The sequence below is a fragment of the Mesorhizobium sp. LMG 17147 genome (genome assembly GCF_024297145.1).
In the GTDB taxonomy this organism is placed as follows: domain Bacteria; phylum Pseudomonadota; class Alphaproteobacteria; order Rhizobiales; family Rhizobiaceae; genus Mesorhizobium.
The window spans coordinates 20,218-34,681 of the sequence record NZ_JANCTC010000032.1 but is presented as its reverse complement, the minus strand read 5'-3'; the positions used below and the strand labels follow the sequence as shown (position 1 = coordinate 34,681).

At 63.0% G+C, this 14,464-nt stretch carries 20 protein-coding genes and 1 pseudogene; 7 read left to right on the top strand and 14 right to left on the bottom strand.

Features of this window, described 5'->3' with window-relative positions; genetic code table 11:
* On the top strand, positions 1 to 746 hold a 746-nt coding region (locus NMG46_RS28655), incomplete at its 5' end, for a TCP-1/cpn60 chaperonin family protein (protein ID WP_302897316.1).
* 158 nt (positions 747 to 904) lie between these two features.
* Here NMG46_RS28655 and NMG46_RS28650 read toward each other — a convergent pair.
* Positions 905 to 1,516, bottom strand: a complete 612-nt coding sequence (locus NMG46_RS28650) for a TetR/AcrR family transcriptional regulator (RefSeq protein WP_254820662.1) — start codon at positions 1,514 to 1,516, stop codon at positions 905 to 907.
* Positions 1,517 to 1,617: 101 nt separating this feature from the next.
* Between NMG46_RS28650 and NMG46_RS28645 the strand changes: the two genes are divergently transcribed.
* Genes NMG46_RS28645 through NMG46_RS28635 form a run of 3 tightly spaced genes read left to right on the top strand, consistent with a single transcriptional unit; the run spans position 1,618 to position 3,530 of the window.
* Positions 1,618 to 2,628 carry an NAD(P)-dependent alcohol dehydrogenase gene (locus tag NMG46_RS28645; RefSeq protein ID WP_254820661.1) on the top strand — a complete coding sequence of 337 codons (1,011 nt, stop codon included), beginning with the start codon at positions 1,618 to 1,620 and terminating at the stop codon, positions 2,626 to 2,628.
* A gap of 51 nt (positions 2,629 to 2,679) precedes the next feature.
* Positions 2,680 to 3,126: an OsmC family protein gene (locus NMG46_RS28640; protein WP_254820660.1), complete on the top strand. Its 447-nt coding sequence runs from the start codon at positions 2,680 to 2,682 to the stop codon at positions 3,124 to 3,126.
* Between the two features lie 17 nt (positions 3,127 to 3,143).
* On the top strand, positions 3,144 to 3,530 hold the full coding sequence (locus NMG46_RS28635; RefSeq protein ID WP_254820659.1) for a nuclear transport factor 2 family protein: 387 nt from the start codon (positions 3,144 to 3,146) through the stop codon (positions 3,528 to 3,530).
* A gap of 102 nt (positions 3,531 to 3,632) precedes the next feature.
* Here NMG46_RS28635 and NMG46_RS28630 read toward each other — a convergent pair whose 3' ends face one another.
* On the bottom strand, positions 3,633 to 4,148 hold the full coding sequence (locus NMG46_RS28630) for an OsmC family protein (protein ID WP_254820658.1): 516 nt from the start codon (positions 4,146 to 4,148) through the stop codon (positions 3,633 to 3,635).
* Positions 4,149 to 4,202: 54 nt separating this feature from the next.
* Entirely contained in the window at positions 4,203 to 4,628 is a 426-nt protein-coding gene (locus NMG46_RS28625; protein ID WP_254820657.1) for a GFA family protein, read from the bottom strand.
* A 191-nt stretch (positions 4,629 to 4,819) separates the two neighbouring features.
* Here NMG46_RS28625 and NMG46_RS28620 point away from each other — a divergent pair, with 191 nt between their 5' ends.
* The gene (locus NMG46_RS28620) at positions 4,820 to 5,854 is read left to right on the top strand and encodes an AraC family transcriptional regulator (protein ID WP_254820656.1); all 1,035 of its coding nucleotides are present in this window, start codon (positions 4,820 to 4,822) and stop codon (positions 5,852 to 5,854) included.
* A gap of 61 nt (positions 5,855 to 5,915) precedes the next feature.
* Here NMG46_RS28620 and NMG46_RS28615 read toward each other — a convergent pair.
* Both NMG46_RS28615 and NMG46_RS28610 read right to left on the bottom strand, forming a co-directional pair.
* Positions 5,916 to 6,526: pseudogene (locus tag NMG46_RS28615) on the bottom strand (LysE family translocator).
* An 86-nt stretch (positions 6,527 to 6,612) separates the two neighbouring features.
* Positions 6,613 to 7,032 (bottom strand): nuclear transport factor 2 family protein, encoded by a 420-nt coding sequence (locus NMG46_RS28610; protein ID WP_254820655.1) that lies wholly within the window; start codon positions 7,030 to 7,032, stop codon positions 6,613 to 6,615.
* Between the two features lie 160 nt (positions 7,033 to 7,192).
* Here NMG46_RS28610 and NMG46_RS28605 point away from each other — a divergent pair, with 160 nt between their 5' ends.
* The gene (locus NMG46_RS28605) at positions 7,193 to 8,122 is read left to right on the top strand and encodes an AraC family transcriptional regulator (protein ID WP_368389329.1); all 930 of its coding nucleotides are present in this window, start codon (positions 7,193 to 7,195) and stop codon (positions 8,120 to 8,122) included.
* 38 nt (positions 8,123 to 8,160) lie between these two features.
* Here the strand turns inward: NMG46_RS28605 and NMG46_RS28600 are convergent, their stop codons facing one another.
* The 7 genes from NMG46_RS28600 to NMG46_RS28570 form a co-directional block, all read right to left on the bottom strand.
* Positions 8,161 to 8,499 (bottom strand): YkgJ family cysteine cluster protein, encoded by a 339-nt coding sequence (locus tag NMG46_RS28600; RefSeq protein ID WP_254820664.1) that lies wholly within the window; start codon positions 8,497 to 8,499, stop codon positions 8,161 to 8,163.
* A 50-nt stretch (positions 8,500 to 8,549) separates the two neighbouring features.
* A complete protein-coding gene (locus NMG46_RS28595) occupies positions 8,550 to 8,714 on the bottom strand; it encodes a hypothetical protein (protein WP_254820654.1) in 165 nt (54 codons plus the stop codon).
* Between the two features lies 1 nt (position 8,715).
* On the bottom strand, positions 8,716 to 9,123 hold the full coding sequence (locus NMG46_RS28590; RefSeq protein WP_254820653.1) for a hypothetical protein: 408 nt from the start codon (positions 9,121 to 9,123) through the stop codon (positions 8,716 to 8,718).
* The gene (locus NMG46_RS28585; RefSeq protein WP_254820663.1) at positions 9,123 to 9,350 is read right to left on the bottom strand and encodes a hypothetical protein; all 228 of its coding nucleotides are present in this window, start codon (positions 9,348 to 9,350) and stop codon (positions 9,123 to 9,125) included. Before NMG46_RS28585 ends, NMG46_RS28590 begins: the two co-directional genes overlap by 1 nt.
* A gap of 470 nt (positions 9,351 to 9,820) precedes the next feature.
* Entirely contained in the window at positions 9,821 to 10,030 is a 210-nt protein-coding gene (locus tag NMG46_RS28580; RefSeq protein WP_010915421.1) for a cold-shock protein, read from the bottom strand.
* Positions 10,031 to 10,568: 538 nt separating this feature from the next.
* Positions 10,569 to 11,360, bottom strand: a complete 792-nt coding sequence (locus NMG46_RS28575; RefSeq protein WP_254820652.1) for an SDR family oxidoreductase — start codon at positions 11,358 to 11,360, stop codon at positions 10,569 to 10,571.
* A 74-nt stretch (positions 11,361 to 11,434) separates the two neighbouring features.
* On the bottom strand, positions 11,435 to 11,896 hold the full coding sequence (locus NMG46_RS28570; protein ID WP_254820651.1) for a RidA family protein: 462 nt from the start codon (positions 11,894 to 11,896) through the stop codon (positions 11,435 to 11,437).
* 97 nt (positions 11,897 to 11,993) lie between these two features.
* Here NMG46_RS28570 and NMG46_RS28565 point away from each other — a divergent pair, with 97 nt between their 5' ends.
* On the top strand, positions 11,994 to 12,845 hold the full coding sequence (locus NMG46_RS28565; RefSeq protein ID WP_254820650.1) for a LysR family transcriptional regulator: 852 nt from the start codon (positions 11,994 to 11,996) through the stop codon (positions 12,843 to 12,845).
* Between the two features lie 19 nt (positions 12,846 to 12,864).
* Here NMG46_RS28565 and NMG46_RS28560 read toward each other — a convergent pair whose 3' ends face one another.
* Together NMG46_RS28560 and NMG46_RS28555 are read right to left on the bottom strand one after the other, a co-directional pair.
* Positions 12,865 to 13,533: an SDR family NAD(P)-dependent oxidoreductase gene (locus NMG46_RS28560; protein WP_254820649.1), complete on the bottom strand. Its 669-nt coding sequence runs from the start codon at positions 13,531 to 13,533 to the stop codon at positions 12,865 to 12,867.
* A 175-nt stretch (positions 13,534 to 13,708) separates the two neighbouring features.
* Positions 13,709 to 14,377 (bottom strand): glutathione S-transferase family protein, encoded by a 669-nt coding sequence (locus tag NMG46_RS28555; RefSeq protein ID WP_254820648.1) that lies wholly within the window; start codon positions 14,375 to 14,377, stop codon positions 13,709 to 13,711.
* Between the last annotated feature and the right edge of the window lie 87 nt (positions 14,378 to 14,464).

Below are 14,464 nucleotides of genomic sequence, written 5' to 3'. Positions count from 1 at the left end.
ACCTCGGCATCAAGCTCGAGAATGTCGGCCTCAACATGCTCGGCCGCGCCAAGAAGGTGTCGATCTCCAAGGAGAACACCACCATCGTCGACGGCGCCGGCAAGAAGGCCGAGATCCAGGGCCGCGTCGCCCAGATCAAGCAGCAGATCGAGGAGACCACCTCGGACTACGACAAGGAGAAGCTGCAGGAACGTCTCGCCAAGCTGGCGGGCGGCGTTGCCGTGATCCGCGTCGGCGGTGCGACCGAAGTGGAAGTCAAGGAAAAGAAGGACCGCGTCGATGACGCCCTCAACGCGACCCGCGCGGCCGTCGAAGAAGGCATCGTTCCCGGCGGCGGCGTCGCACTGCTGCGCGCCTCGCTGACCATCAAGGCAACCGGTGCCAACTCCGACCAGACCGCGGGCATCGCCATCGTGCGTCGCGCGCTGCAGGCTCCGGCCCGCCAGATCGCGTCCAACGCCGGTGCGGAAGCATCGATCGTTGCCGGCAAGATCCTCGAGAACAAGGGCGCGACGTTCGGCTACAACGCCCAGACCGGCGAATATGGCGACATGATCGCCATGGGTATCGTCGATCCGGTCAAGGTTGTGCGCACGGCTCTGCAGGACGCGGCCTCGGTCGCCGGCCTCCTGGTCACCACCGAAGCCATGATCGCGGAGGCTCCGAAGAAGGAGTCGGCTGGCGGCGGCATGCCTGGCGGCATGGGCGGCGGCGGCATGGGCGGCATGGGCGGCATGGACTTCTAAGAAGTCCATAAAGCACGCTCATGAACTCACGTTGCTCAAGCCCGCAAGCGGGCTTGGGTGGCGGCATAGATTTCCAATCCAACCCATCTACCTTCAGATACGGAAAGGGCGGCCGAGAGGCCGCCCTTTTTGTTTGCTTTGCTTAGCGGGTTGCCCGCTCAGACGGCGGCGTCAATCCGCCGCGAGGGTGAGATTTTGGCAGGCAATGCACCCTCAATCAGCGCCGCGACTTCATCGGCTACTGCCAGCACAGGGGCACGGTCGTGGGTGGCGCGTGCGATCACCATCAGCCCTTCCAGCGATGATTCGACCAGCAATGCGAGCGCGTGCGCGCGGCGCTCGGGCACCCCTGCCCTGACGAAGGCGGCCCTGAGCAAGCCTATCCACTGCTCGAAAGCCGAGCGGCACAATTCGGCCAGTTCCGGCACGTCTGCCGGCGAGTCCAGCACCACGGGCGCGATCGGGCAACCGAGCGTGAACTGGTTGTCTTCCAGCATGCGCGCGACCGACTGGTAGATGTGGTGGACAGCCACCGCCGGGTCCTTTTCGGCGGCGAGCGCGGCGTCCAGCCTCTGCGTGACATCGGCGACGCTGTGGCGCGTCACCTCGATGACCAATTGGTCCTTGCCGCCCGGAAAGTGAAAGTAGAGCGAGCCTCTCGGTGCACTGGAGGCGCTCAAGATGTCGTTGAGCGACGTGCCGTGGTAGCCGCGCTGCCTCAGCAGCAGCGCGGTCGCCTCGAGCATGCGGGTGCGGGTGTCGTTCGCCATGTCAACCTGTCAGGAGTGAACACTATAGGCCTTGCCTCGAATATAGCAATCGGTCTACATAATATGTAGATCAGTCTACATATTCGGGAGAGAAAGCCGATATGCGCAGTTATCGCCTTGAAGGAACCGGCGGAATCGAACGCCTGGTGAGGCGCGACGAGGCGCAGCCGGCGCCGAAGCAACACGAGATCGCCGTGCGTGTGCGCGCCGCTTCGCTCAACCGCCGCGACACGATGATCCTCAACGGCAACTATCCACTGGCGCCACGCCAGGGCGTTATCCCGCTGAGCGACGGTGCCGGCGAAGTCGTTGCCGTCGGCGATTCCGTCACCCGCTTCGCCGTCGGCGACCGCATCACCGGCAGCTATTTTGCGCGCTGGATCGACGGCCGCATCAATGCCGGGCTGATCGACCAGCTCGGTTGCACGCTGGACGGGATGCTGACCGAATACGCGGTGCTCGATGAGCAATGGGCGGTGCGGCTTCCCGATCATCTCGACTGGCATCAAGCGGCGACGCTGACCTGCGCCGGCCTGACCGCCTGGAATGCGGTGACGGCGGCCGAGATGCCGAAGCCCGGCCAATGGGTTCTTGTCATCGGTTCAGGAGGCGTCGCGCTGTTTGCGCTGCAATTCGCCAAGCTGCTCGGCTGCCGAGTCGTGGCCGTCAGTTCGCGCAGCGAGAAGCTGGACCGGCTGCGGGCGCTGGGCGCCGACCTCGTCGTCTCGACAGCCGGCATGCCGGAATGGGGTGCTGCGGTGCGCGAGCAGACCGGCGGCATCGACCTCGTCGTCGAGACCGGCGGCCCGCCGACCTTCGCGCAATCGATGATCGCCTGCGCGCTTTACGGGCGCATCGTGCTTCTGACCATACAGGATGCGAAAGGCGGGACGGTGCAGATCCCCGGCCCGGTCTACCAGCGCAGCCTCGCCACCATCAGCCGGCTGTTCGTCGGCAATCGCACCAACCTCGAAGCCATGCTGCGCGCCATCTCGGTGCATCGGCTTAAGCCTGTCATCGACAAGGTGTTCGCCTTCGACGAGGCCCAAGACGCCTACCGCTATTTCCAGCAAGGCGACGTCTTCGGGAAAGTGGTCGTCGACGGCGCCTGACTGGTTCACCCCCAAAATTCGATCGAGCCTCAAACTAAAAGGAGAGACGCAATGACCATTCGTGAAGCAGAAGCTCAATGGCAGGGATCGTTGAAGGAAGGTTCGGGTCGGCTGAGACTAGGTAGCGGCGTCTTCGAAGGTGCCTACTCCTTCCCGTCGCGTTTCGAGAACGGCCCCGGCACCAACCCGGAGGAATTGATTGCGGCGGCGCATGCCGGCTGCTTCTCGATGGCGCTAAGCGCCATTCTCGGCCGCGAAGGTTACACTCCCGCGCGCATCCACACGATCGCGAAAGCGCATCTCGGCGCCACCGCGGCCGGGCCGACGCTGACCCGTATCGAGCTGGAGACCGAGGCAAGCGTCGCCGGGCTGGCGGCGGGGGATTTCGAGCGGCTGGCGCAGACGGCCAAGGAGAGCTGCCTCGTATCGCGGGCGCTGGCCGGCGTCGCCGTGATCACGCTCAAGGCCCGCCTCATCGAAACCGCTACTGATCACTGAAGGGAAAGGAATATCCAATGACACAGGAACTCATCATCGACATCGCCGCGGCCAAACGCTCCGCCGAAACGGCCGAGATCATGCGACGCTACAACGACGTCTTCCAGCGCCACGACCCATCGGCGCTCGACGATCTGGTGGCGGAAGACTGCGTGATCGAGAACACCACGCCGGCCCCGGACGGCGCCCGCCGCATCGGCAAGGGCGCCTGCGTCGAACTGTGGTCGGCGATCGCGACCGGACCCGGCACGCGCTTCGACATCGAAGAAACCTTCGTCGCCGGCGACCGGGCGACGATCCGCTGGCGCTACTGGATGGCCGACGGCAATTCGCTGCGCGGCGTCAACCTGATGCGCGTGGCGGACGGGAAGATCGTCGAGGCAATGGGCTACGTGAAGGGATAACGCTTGGCGCGACCAGCTGCATTCAGCCAAGCTGCATTCAGTGAGGCCGGGCTCAGGCCCAGCCCGGAATTCCCAAAGTTTAGGATTCCGGGCAGGGCGCGGTTACCGCACGACTTTGTGAAGCTTCACGAAGGTCTTGGGACTGCGCTGGATCGTCTGGAAGATCACGCAGTAGCGATCGGTGAGCTCGAGCAGGTCAGTCAGCCGGTCTTGCGCAACGTCGGTCTCGATGTCGAACCGCAGGCGGATCTCCTTGAAGCCGACCGGCACACCTTCGGTGACGCCGAGCGTGCCGCGAAGATCGACGTCGCCCTCGGCGGAGATTTCGGCCGACTTGATCGGTATTTCGAGAACGGCGGCCGCCGCCCTCATCGAGACGCCGGCGCATGCGACAAGGGCTTCCAGCAGCATGTCGCCGGAACAAAGCTCCTGTCCGCTGCCCCCGGCCTTCGGATGGATGCCCGCCAGCGCGAGCCCACGTCCTGTCTCGACCTTGCAAGTGACCTTGGAGTCGTCGGCACTGCCCTTGGCCTTCAGCGTAAGAAGTGCCGCGCGCGCATCCTTGCGATAAAGATCCTTGATCGGCTCCTGCGTGGCGCGAAATGTCGTGATGTCCATGTGTATTCTCCTGTCGTGAGATGTGGCTGTTGGAAATCGTGTGTCATTGCCGGGTTACTCCGGCATGCTCACGCCCGAGCCCCCGAGTTCGGCGGGGAAGTCTTTCAGCTTCGGCAATCCGTCCTTCATCGGCAGGACCGTCTCGGCGTAGTTGACGTGAACCCCCGGCGTGAACTTCACCGTCGGTATCGTGGCCGCATAGACGTCGACCAGTCCGAGCGGCGGATGATCGGTCATCAGATGGCCGCCGCACTTCGTGCAGAACTGACGGTCGCTCATGTTTGACTTCTCGAAGCCGGACAGGAACTCCTCGCCCTTGGTGACCTTGACGTTTTCCGGCTTCCACAGCGTGAACGCGTTCACGGGAGACGCCGACCACGAACGGCAGGAACTGCAATGGCAGTAGCCCATCGCCTCGGCCGCTCCGTGCACTTCGATTTCCACGGCGCCGCAAAAACACCCGCCCTTATGTACCGTCATGACTTAGATCCTCATTTTTCTTGAGTTCGACTGCGCTCAGCAGCTGATTTGAGACAGAGCTCAGCACCGACGGGTGTAAAGCTTCCGGCAATGAACGGAATGACGGGGCGTCCGCCTTACTTGACAGCGCGTCCGGAACTCGAAAGGGATGTCGCGCCGGGTTGCCGCGCAACTTACGGGATATGGATGGAATGGCCGGGGACGCTCTGTCTGACCTCTTGAAAAAGGTGCGTCTCACCGGCGCGACATTTTTCGACATCGCGGCCCAGGACCCCTGGGCCGTCTGCTCGCCCTCCCCCGCCTCGATACTGCCGAGGATACTGCCGGGCGCGGATCACCTGATTTCCTACCACGTGCTCACGGCCGGCCGCTGCTTCGCCCGCATCATCGGCAAGGAGGCGATACCCGTGGAGGCCGGCGAAGTCGTAGTCTTCACCAGGAGCGATCCGCATATCATGTCGAGCAATCCGGCCCTGCGCGCGGAACCGCCGACCGCGGATGTGCTGGATATCGCCGCCGCCAGCCAGACGCCGTTTCCCATCAACTACGTCAAGGACGGATCGCTGTCGGCCCGGCTGGTATGCGGCTATCTCGCTTGCGATGCACTGCCCTTCAATCCGCTGCTCGAAGCGCTGCCGCCGGTCATCAAGGCCGGAGACGTGAAAGGCGACGGCGGCTGGCTCGGCCAGTTCATCAAGCTGGCGGTGTCGGAGGTCGCGGAAAAGCGTGCGGGCAGCGAGACGGTGCTCACCAAGCTCAGCGAATTGATGTTCGTCGACGTGCTGCGCCGTTATGTGGAGTCGCTGCCGCCACAACAAACCGGCTGGCTGGCGGGCGTGCGCGATCCGCATCTGAGCAAGGCGCTGGCGCTGATCCACGACCGGCCGGCGCACAATTGGACGGTGGAGGCGCTGGCGAAGGAGGCCGCGCTGTCGCGCACCGTGCTGGCCGAGCGCTTCACCAGGCTCGTCGGGATGCCGCCGGTGCACTATCTCGCCAAATGGCGGATGCAGATTGCCTCGGAACTGCTCAGCACCGGCAACAGCAACGTCGCAAACATAGCGGCGGAAATCGGCTACGAGTCCGAGGCGGCGTTCAGCCGTGCGTTCAAGAAGATGATCGGCGTCCCGCCATCGGCCTGGCGGCTGGGTGTTCGCGCTGCGCCCGGTTTCGGAGGCGGCGAGGCTTCCGAAACCGCAGGCGGGCCGGCCGATCCGCAGCGGTAAGCAATTCCAGGAAGGGTGTGAAAACGGTTTCCCGTCCGGAATTGCGTCAAAAGAACGAGAGCTACCGGTCTGCCAGCGCCAGTTTGGCGCCGAGCATGACAAAGGCTCCGGCGAAGGTGCGGCGCATCCAGGTCAGCACCTTTGGCCGCGACACGACATGGCTGCGGATCGACGCCGCGAAAACGCCGTAGCCGACAAAGACCACGTAGGTGAGCAGCATGAAGACGCTGCTGAGTTCCAGCATCTTCGACAGCGCATGGGTTCGGTGGTGCTGACGAATTGCGGGAGGAAGGCAAAGAAGAAGATCGACAGCTTCGGATTGAGGATGTTCATCAGAATGCCGGAGGCGATCACTTTGCCGGCGGAGCGCGGCGCGACATCTTCGTCGACGCTCAGGCCGCCCTTCTCCTTCAGCGTGTTCCAGGCCATGTAGAGAAGATAAGCGACGCCGAGATATTTCAGCGTTTCGAAGGCGACCGCACTCGTATGCAGCAGAGCCGCGAGGCCGGTGATGGCGGCCGCCATGTGCGGGATGATGCCGAGCGTGCAGCCGACAGCGGCAATGATGCTGGCGCGCGCACCACGCGAAAGCCCGGCGCTCAGCGTATAGAGAACGCCGGTGCCGGGCGAAGCCACGACAATCAGCGACGTCAACAGGAATTCGATGCTCACGGATGGTCTCCCGGCGTTGGCCCTGCCGCCGGCAGCGTAATCAGCGAAACGTGTGGGCACAAGCCAGCCTGAGAGCCTATGCGCATTCAGATCATGCTGTTGGCGTGCAGCTTGCTGTCCGCGATGGGCTGCCGAACTTCCCAGTGTTCGACGAGCTTGCTGTCCTTCAGCCTGAAAATGTCGACAATGGCCAAGCCCTCCTCTTCGGGTTCGCGTTTTGCGTGCATGTGCACGATGACGAAATCCCCTTCGGCAAAAATCCGCTTCACCTCTCCCCTCACGAGGGGAAATGACTGTTTGAGCTGTTGAAGATAGGCTTTGAAGCCGTCCGCGCCATCCGCAATGTTCGGATTGTGTTGGATGTAGCGTTCGCCAAAATGCATGGAAGCAGCTTCGATATTGCCCTGGTTTACTGCTTTGTCGATGAAGTCCAGGACGACCGTCTTGTTGGTCTCGAGCGAATTAAAGCTCTTGGCTGGAACTGGATTTGATGGTTCGTCACGCATGTTTTTGCTCCGTGGGGTGCCTGCTTTTGCCTGGCATGGACAGGAGTCCGCAGGCCGATATTGCCAACATGATCAGCCACGCTTGTGAGATGGTCGATACGCTATTCGCCTGGATTCTTATCCAATCGTCTAATATCGTCATCTGGTTCATCGTCGGAGGATGGTTCTCATGGACGCCTTGTCCGAAGTTCTTGCTTCGCTGCGATTTGGCAGCGCCATGATCGGCAGCGCGACCCTGCATCGGCCGTGGGGTGTTTCGGTCGATCCGACAAGGAATGCCGCCATCCACGTCATACAGAACGGCGAATGCTGGCTGCGGCTAGCCGGTGAAAAGGAGCCGATCCGCTTGGGCGAAGGAGACGTCATCCTTGTCGCGAGCGGTATCGGGCATGCCCTTTGCAATCCGGCGGGTGCACCGACGGCATCGATATCCGCCGTCCTTTCCGCAAATCGGAGCGGACCGGAACCGAAAAGCGAAAGCGGTGCGACAACTCTTCTTTGTGCGAGGTATTCACTCGACAGCGTCGGGCCATATCCGATGGTTTCGCTGTTTCCTCCGCTGATTCATTTGACCCGGAATCAGATCGACACCAGCGAGCCGCTGCGGCTTGCCCTGGAACTTCTGCAGGTCGAAGCGAAAGGCAATCTCGGCGGCCACGACATTGTCGCCCCACGCCTTCTCGACAGCACGTTGATCTTCTTGTTGCGTGCCTGGATCGAACATCAGCCACTCGGAACAGCGGGATGGTTTGGCGCCTTGCGCGACAAAGGCATTGCGCAGGCCTTGCGCCTGATCCACGAGCGGCCGGGCAATCCCTGGACCATCGCTTCCCTTGCCAGCGGCGCGGCACAGTCCCGAGCCACCTTCGCGCGTCGCTTCGCTCAACTGGTGGGACAGCCGCCGCTGTCCTATGTGACCCGGTGGCGGATGAATCTTGCCGCCAAGGCTCTGCGGGAAACGAACCAGAACATCGGCGAGATCGGGCGCGCCGTCGGATATGAATCGGTGCCGTCGTTCTCGCAGGCATTCAAACGGTTGACCGGACGATCACCCGGCCTCTACCGCAGCGACTTTCGATCATCCGACTGAGCAAATTTAAACTGGGGACGCCAGCCCGTGGGTTGTCATTACAGCGTCGGCAGTCCGTGAGCCCGGCGCGCCATCAGGCAGTCGTCATCGCCCGGCATGCACGCGCGGCAGACGTCGGGACGGATCTCGTAGATTCCGCAGGCGGTCGACTTGCCGACTTCGCCGCACAGTGCCGAACAGCGCGCGCCGTCGCAGCGCATGCCGGCTTCGTCGGCAGCCACGTATTTTTGCGGGATAAGGTCGAGCTGAGCGTCATCCTCGGTTGAAAAGCGCGGCCATCTTGACGAGTAGGCGCAGCAGGCGCCACAGGTCTGGCAATCGAAGGCAACCGGGTCGGCGCCCTCTTGTGACGACGAAAAATCCTCTGCGACCGCCAAGGCAAGCAGCCTTGGCGCCGATTTCCGGCCGGCATCCTGCTGCAAGGGCGCTATTTCTTCTTCGGCTTGCGCGGCGGCGCTTCGGCCGGCGACCTGAACAGATCGGTGCCCGCTTCGGCGGCTTCGCCGGTTTTTGGCGCGACGGCCGGCTTGGCCGGCTTCACGGCGGCAGCAGGCGCTGCCGGCTGCCCCTTGGCGGAAAACTTGATTGCCATATCAATCCTCGTCAGAGAAACGCGATGATGGCGCGTTCGGATTGCGAAGGCGGCCGATGAGCGCCGAAACGGCCGTGATGTTCATTTCTTCGGGCGACCAGTTCCTGGCCTCCTCGATGTGCCGGGGGGCCAGTTCGCGATGCGTGCTGCCGCTGTAGGCGGCGTCCTGAAAGGTCACGCGCTCGTGCGTCTTGGCGTTTTCCCGGACGTATTCGATCAGATAATTGGGGCATTCGGCGCGGCCGCGCACGCCGAGCCGCACCTGGGCATCGCCGTGGACACGCCGGCAGCGCTCGAGCTTTTCGAGCACGCGCCGGACATATTCGACCGGCTTGTCGAGTTCGCCCACGACATCGGCGATGGTCGAATCGGCGGCGATCGCCTTTTGAGGCACACGTTTGGTGGCCATCAGCGTTTGCCCGCGCGTTTCGGCGAGGCCGCGAGCGCAGCCGTTGCCGCCATGTCGTCGGCTTCCTTTTCCAGGCGCAGTTCGCGCAGCCGCGCGGTCTTGGCTTCGCGGGCCTGGCTGACGGCATCCCGTTCGGAATTGATGCGGTCGAGCGACATCGACTGGGTCCGCGTCTTGCTGAAGATGGATTCAGCCTGGTCGCGGGTTTTTTTTGAAGTTTCGGTCAAGGTCTTTCTCCCGGTTCGGAGCGCGCCGCCGAAAAGTGGCGAGACTGGTCTTTCGGCCAGGATCCCGCACAAAGCAAATACGGCAGCCGGTTTCAAATTGCTGGGAAATTCTACTCTGACGGCCATCTGATGGCGCTTTCCGCGCTTCCGGTGCTCACGGGCCCAAATGTCCGCTGCGCTCCGGTTCTCGAAACCACCACCATATGACTCGCCAGAGCGAATTTCGAAACAGCCTCTTAGCACGTCCGGGCCGTCGAGCAGCGCTCTTTCGGCGGTCGAAGCGCAAAAATGAAAAAGGCCAGGCACCGCCTGACCTTCCATGAGAGCGCCTGCGCATCCCGAGAGACGCGCAAAGAGACGCTCTTCTCATGCGCATGAACTGGGGACTTAGCCTCCCGCGATCATGCGCTGGAATTAGCCATTCACCGGTGCCAGTACATCCGTGGTCACCGGTGAGGCTGAATTCCGTTTTACGCCGCCTTCAACTGGTCGGCGGACATCTTGCCCGACTTGTTGTCGCGGACCATCTCGTAGCCAAGCTTCTGGCCCTCGACGATGTCGCGCATTCCGGCGCGCTCGACGGCTGAGATGTGGACAAAAACGTCGGCAGAACCGTCGTCAGGCTGAATAAAACCAAAACCCTTGGTGGCGTTGAACCATTTAACTGTGCCTGTGCTCATAACGAACCCTTTCCATGGCAAATATTCGTTCATCGTCATGCGGATGCACAACAACGTTTGTCTCGATTTTGATGGGGAAGTTCGTCAAAGGCGCGCCTTGGCACGCGGATAACAAAAGTCGGTCAAACAAACATCGACAAAGTTCTTATAGACTTCTTTGCGCGCCGTGTCAATTTTTTGATTTGCGACACTCGCGGAGACGCACGTCGGCGACCGGCGTGCCGGCAAATCCGACAGCAAAAGCCGGGCTATTGCCTGCCAAAAAGCCACTTGGAGCGGTTCGGCGTTTCACGGAAACGCCGAACCGCTCTATCTCTTTGTTTTTGCGCAATTCGGGACGGAAAACCGTTCACACTTTTCCTGGAATTGCTTCAGCCGGGAACCATTTTGGCGCCAGGGCATTTTTTCGGTGTCGAAAGCCGTTCTCGAAAGAGCGATCTTGAGAAAGGCGGACGACAAACAGGACGCCCCCCGCGCAGATAAAAGGCACGAGGGGCGTTCCTGTGTGATGCGACCATCCCGCCGCTGCTCGTGCTCCTCACAGCATGCCGCGGCTGAGTCCACCATCCACCGGCAACGCCACTCCGGTGACATAGGCGGCGTCGTCGCTGGCCAGGAACGCGGCAACAGCGCCGAACTCGGCGGGGGTGCCATAACGCTTTGCCGGGATTTCGGCCTGACTCTCGGCGGCGATCACGGCGGCGTCGACACCCCTGTCGGCTGCGTCCATGGCGTCGAACTCTTTCGTCCGGTCCGTCGCAAAACGGCCCGGCAGCAACAGGTTGACGGTGACGCCGTCCGCCGCCACTTCGCCGGCCAGCGTCTTGGCCCAGCCGGCGAGCGAGGCACGCAGCGCATTCGAAGCGGTGAGGCCGGGGATAGGCTCGCGGACGGATGTAGAGGAAACGGCGATAATGCGCCCCCAGCGCCGCGCCCGCATGCCTGGCAGGAAAGAAATGGCGATGCGCATCTGGCTCAGTACCATGCTGGTGAACTGCTTCTCCCAGACGCTCGCATCGAAGACGCTGGCCGCGAAGGGCGGCGGGCCGCCGCCATTGAGCAGGACGATGTCGATCCGCTGCTGCTCGTCCTCGACGGCACGGATCAGTCGGGAGACGCTGTCGTTGTCCGAGAGGTCGGCGCTGAAGGTCGAGCAGATGTGGCCGGCGGCGTCGATCGCGCGCCGTGCCGCATCCAGGGTCGCCTCCCCTCGTCCGACCAGGATGATCTCGGCACCTTTCGCCGCGAGCGCTTCGGCAACGCCGAAACCGAGGCCCTTGCCTCCGCCGAGAACAAGCGCCCTCCGTCCCTCAAGATTTGTACTTATCAAGCCAAGCCTCCTCCTGGTTTTTGTTTCACTGCGCAGCCTCGGGATCAGGCCCGAGGGCATGCTTTGGGGGTGCATCAGCGGACATGCACGATAGCGTCGGCTTCGACCGGAACATTGGCCGGCAAGCCGGCCATGCCGAGCGAGCAGCGGGCGTGCTCGCCACGTCCGCCGAAAACATGGAGCAGAAATTCGGATGCTCCGTTGCCGACCTCCGAATAGGCCGAAAAGCCGGCCGCCGCATTCACATAGACGGTCAGCTTGGCGAATTTCACGACGCGGTCGAGATTGCCGTCCAGTTCCTTGTCCAGCCAATAGACGATGTTGGCCGCGCAAAGCCGGGCGGCGTTCTGCGCAGCATCCAGATCGATCTCTCCGCCAACCTGGCCGATCGCGGCGATTTCCTGCCCGATTTCGGGGATCTGACCGGAGACATAGACGATGTCGGCAACGCGAACCGTCGGCGAGAACGGCAAAGCGGGCCGGTCGAGCGACGGCCAGGCGACACCGAACTCCTCAAATCTTCTTCTGTAGGACAAGGTGGCTGCTCCTGTTGTCGTTCGTACGAGCAGACCTTGAATTCAGATCGGGCTTTCGGATAGCCTGATAGTTCTGACACAGCTATCAGGAATTCTTATGACCGGAGATATCGACGTCAGACTGCTGCGCGCCTTCGTCACCGTGGCCGATACCGGAACGGTGAGCCGGGCAGCCGATCGGCTTGCCCGCACCCAGGCGGCGGTGAGCATGCAGCTTCAGCGCCTCGAGGGCGAAGTCGGCGCCGAGTTGCTGCGCCGTTCGCCGCGCGGCGTGACGCTGACCGAGGCCGGCGAGATCCTGCTCGCCTTCGCCCGCAAGGCCATCGCGATCGGCGAGGATGCCAGGCGCGAGATTGAAGGCCGCAGGCTGGTCGGCCGTGTCCGGCTGGGCATCGTCGAGGATTTGGCGGTAACGCGGCTGCCGTTGATCATCGCCGATTTCCGGCGCCGGCATCCTTCCGTGGACATCGAACTGACATCGGCCAGCAGCAGCGATCTCAGCAAGTCGCTGGGCGAAGGAAAATGCGACATCGTCATGGCCGATCCGGCACGCTTCACAATGGCGCCGCGAGGCCATCTGTCACGACAGCTGGTCTGGGCGGCAAGCCGCATGATCGAGATCGACGACGAGGTCGAGCTGCCGCTGATCATCTTCGAGGGCGCCTGCTCCTGGCAGGACAGGATGCTGGCTTCGCTCGCCAAGGGGGGAATCGGCTGGAAGATCGGCTGCCGCGTGTCGACCTTTGCGACACTGATCTCGGCGCTGAGGGCCGGGCTTGGCATCGGGCTTCTGCTGCATGAAGGACTGCCGCCCGACTGCCAAAGCCTCAACGGACGCTTCAACTTGCCGCCGGCGCCGACGGCGGATTTCGGCGTCTACCTTGCGAGGGACCCGTCGCGGCTGGTCGAGGAATGTGGCGATTTCCTGCGGGCGGGATTTGAGGCCTAGTGAAAAGATCCGACGCCGTTCATCGTTCCTGGTCGGTCGGGCGGATGACGATCTCGTTGACGTTGACGTGTGGCGGCTGGCTCACGGCGTAGAGAATGGCCGCGGCGATGTCCTCGGCGGTCAGCGCCTCCATGGCGGCGAGCCGCTTGTCCAGATCAGCCTTGAACGCCGGATTGGCGATGTGGTCGCCGAGCTCGGTGCGCACCAGGCCGGGCTCGATGACGGTGACGCGAACCTTGTCGGCGTAGACTTCGCGGCGCAGCGATTCGGAAAAGCCGACGACACCGAACTTGGTTGCTGCGTAGCCGCTGGCCCCCGGATTGGCGACACGGCCGGCGACCGACGAGACGTTGACGATGTGACCCTTGGCGGCCCTGAGATGCGGCAGCGCCGCCTTGGTGACCCCCATCAGCGCCAGCAGGTTGAGCTCGACCATGCGGCGCCAGTCGTCGAGCACCGCTTCGGCGGCGGGCGACAGAAGCATCACCCCGGCATTGTTGACGAGGATGTCGAGGCGGCCCCATTCGGCGACAACCTTGTCGACCATCTCGATGACATCATCGTTGCTGGTGACGTCGGCCTCGATGCGGAGCGCCGCGCCGCCGGCCTTTTCGATACGCGCGGCCAGCGCTTCGAGGCGATCGGCGCGGCGTGCGGCAATCGCCACCTTGGCCCCGGCGGCGGCCAAAGCCGCAGCCGTCGCCTCGCCAATGCCCGACGCGACGATGCGCCGGTGACCAGCGCGACCTTGCCGGCCAATGCGGAAGGAACAGATATCATTGTGAAGTCTCCGAGGGCCCAGCCCGATCTTCAGATAGGCCGCGGGCGGCGAAGTGGAAGACCAGCTTGCGGGTTGCTCGGCTCTATTCGTCTGGGCCGGGCTCCGGCCAAGGCTCTTTCGTCGCCTCGGCATACCAGTGGCGCATCGCCGGCATCGAAAGCACAGCGTCGACATAGGCGCGGGTATCGGTTGCCAGCGTGCCGCCATAGGTGTCGAAGCGGGTGACGACCGGCGCGTACATGGCGTCGGCCGCGGTGAAATGGCCAAACAGGAACGGGCCGCCTTTGCCGTATTTTTCGCGGCATTCGCGCCATAGCTCCTCGATGCGCGCCCGTTGTGCCTCACCTTCGGCGTCGAGCGGCTTGTGGCCTTTTGGCCGGCGCAAATTCATCGGCCAGCCGTAGCGGACCTCGCGAAAGCCGGAATGCATCTCTGTCGCCGCCGAGCGGGCCAGCGCGCGGGCGCCGATGTCGGCCGGCCAGAGCTTTTTCCCGGGAAACAGCTCGGCGAGGTATTCAAGGATGGCAAGGGTTTCCCAGACGATCCGGACCTCGCCATTCGGCAGCCGATGGTTCAGCACCGGCACCTGGCCTGTCGGCGATATCCTGGCCAGATTGGCCGCGGTCTCGGGCGTGCGCAGGCGCACAAGACCTTCCTCGAACGGGATCTCCAGATACTTCATCGCCAGCCACGGCCTCAGTGACCACGACGAAAAACACTTGTTGCCGATGAAGAGCGTGAATTCAGCCATTGTCCCTCCGGCCTCTGTCTGTTCGGCGTCCTGGTGCACCCTATCCTGTCGGCTTCGCGACCGGAAGCTATGCCAATCGACGGGCAG

Excerpts from the sequence above, each read along its gene's own strand:
- NMG46_RS28640 (WP_254820660.1), top strand. The coding sequence starts at position 2,680 with ATGACCATTCGTGAAGCAGAAGCTCAATGGCAGGGATCGTTGAAGGAA.
- NMG46_RS28590 (WP_254820653.1), bottom strand. The coding sequence starts at position 9,123 with ATGGCCACCAAACGTGTGCCTCAAAAGGCGATCGCCGCCGATTCGACC.
- NMG46_RS28645 (WP_254820661.1), top strand. The coding sequence starts at position 1,618 with ATGCGCAGTTATCGCCTTGAAGGAACCGGCGGAATCGAACGCCTGGTG.
- NMG46_RS28630 (WP_254820658.1), bottom strand. The coding sequence starts at position 4,148 with ATGGACATCACGACATTTCGCGCCACGCAGGAGCCGATCAAGGATCTT.
- NMG46_RS28580 (WP_010915421.1), bottom strand. The coding sequence starts at position 10,030 with ATGAGCACAGGCACAGTTAAATGGTTCAACGCCACCAAGGGTTTTGGT.
- NMG46_RS28565 (WP_254820650.1), top strand. The coding sequence starts at position 11,994 with ATGACCGGAGATATCGACGTCAGACTGCTGCGCGCCTTCGTCACCGTG.
- NMG46_RS28635 (WP_254820659.1), top strand. The coding sequence starts at position 3,144 with ATGACACAGGAACTCATCATCGACATCGCCGCGGCCAAACGCTCCGCC.
- NMG46_RS28555 (WP_254820648.1), bottom strand. The coding sequence starts at position 14,377 with ATGGCTGAATTCACGCTCTTCATCGGCAACAAGTGTTTTTCGTCGTGG.
- NMG46_RS28625 (WP_254820657.1), bottom strand. The coding sequence starts at position 4,628 with ATGACGGTACATAAGGGCGGGTGTTTTTGCGGCGCCGTGGAAATCGAA.
- NMG46_RS28650 (WP_254820662.1), bottom strand. The coding sequence starts at position 1,516 with ATGGCGAACGACACCCGCACCCGCATGCTCGAGGCGACCGCGCTGCTG.
- NMG46_RS28595 (WP_254820654.1), bottom strand. The coding sequence starts at position 8,714 with ATGGCAATCAAGTTTTCCGCCAAGGGGCAGCCGGCAGCGCCTGCTGCC.
- NMG46_RS28610 (WP_254820655.1), bottom strand. The coding sequence starts at position 7,032 with ATGCGTGACGAACCATCAAATCCAGTTCCAGCCAAGAGCTTTAATTCG.
- NMG46_RS28605 (WP_368389329.1), top strand. The coding sequence starts at position 7,193 with ATGGTTCTCATGGACGCCTTGTCCGAAGTTCTTGCTTCGCTGCGATTT.
- NMG46_RS28620 (WP_254820656.1), top strand. The coding sequence starts at position 4,820 with ATGGCCGGGGACGCTCTGTCTGACCTCTTGAAAAAGGTGCGTCTCACC.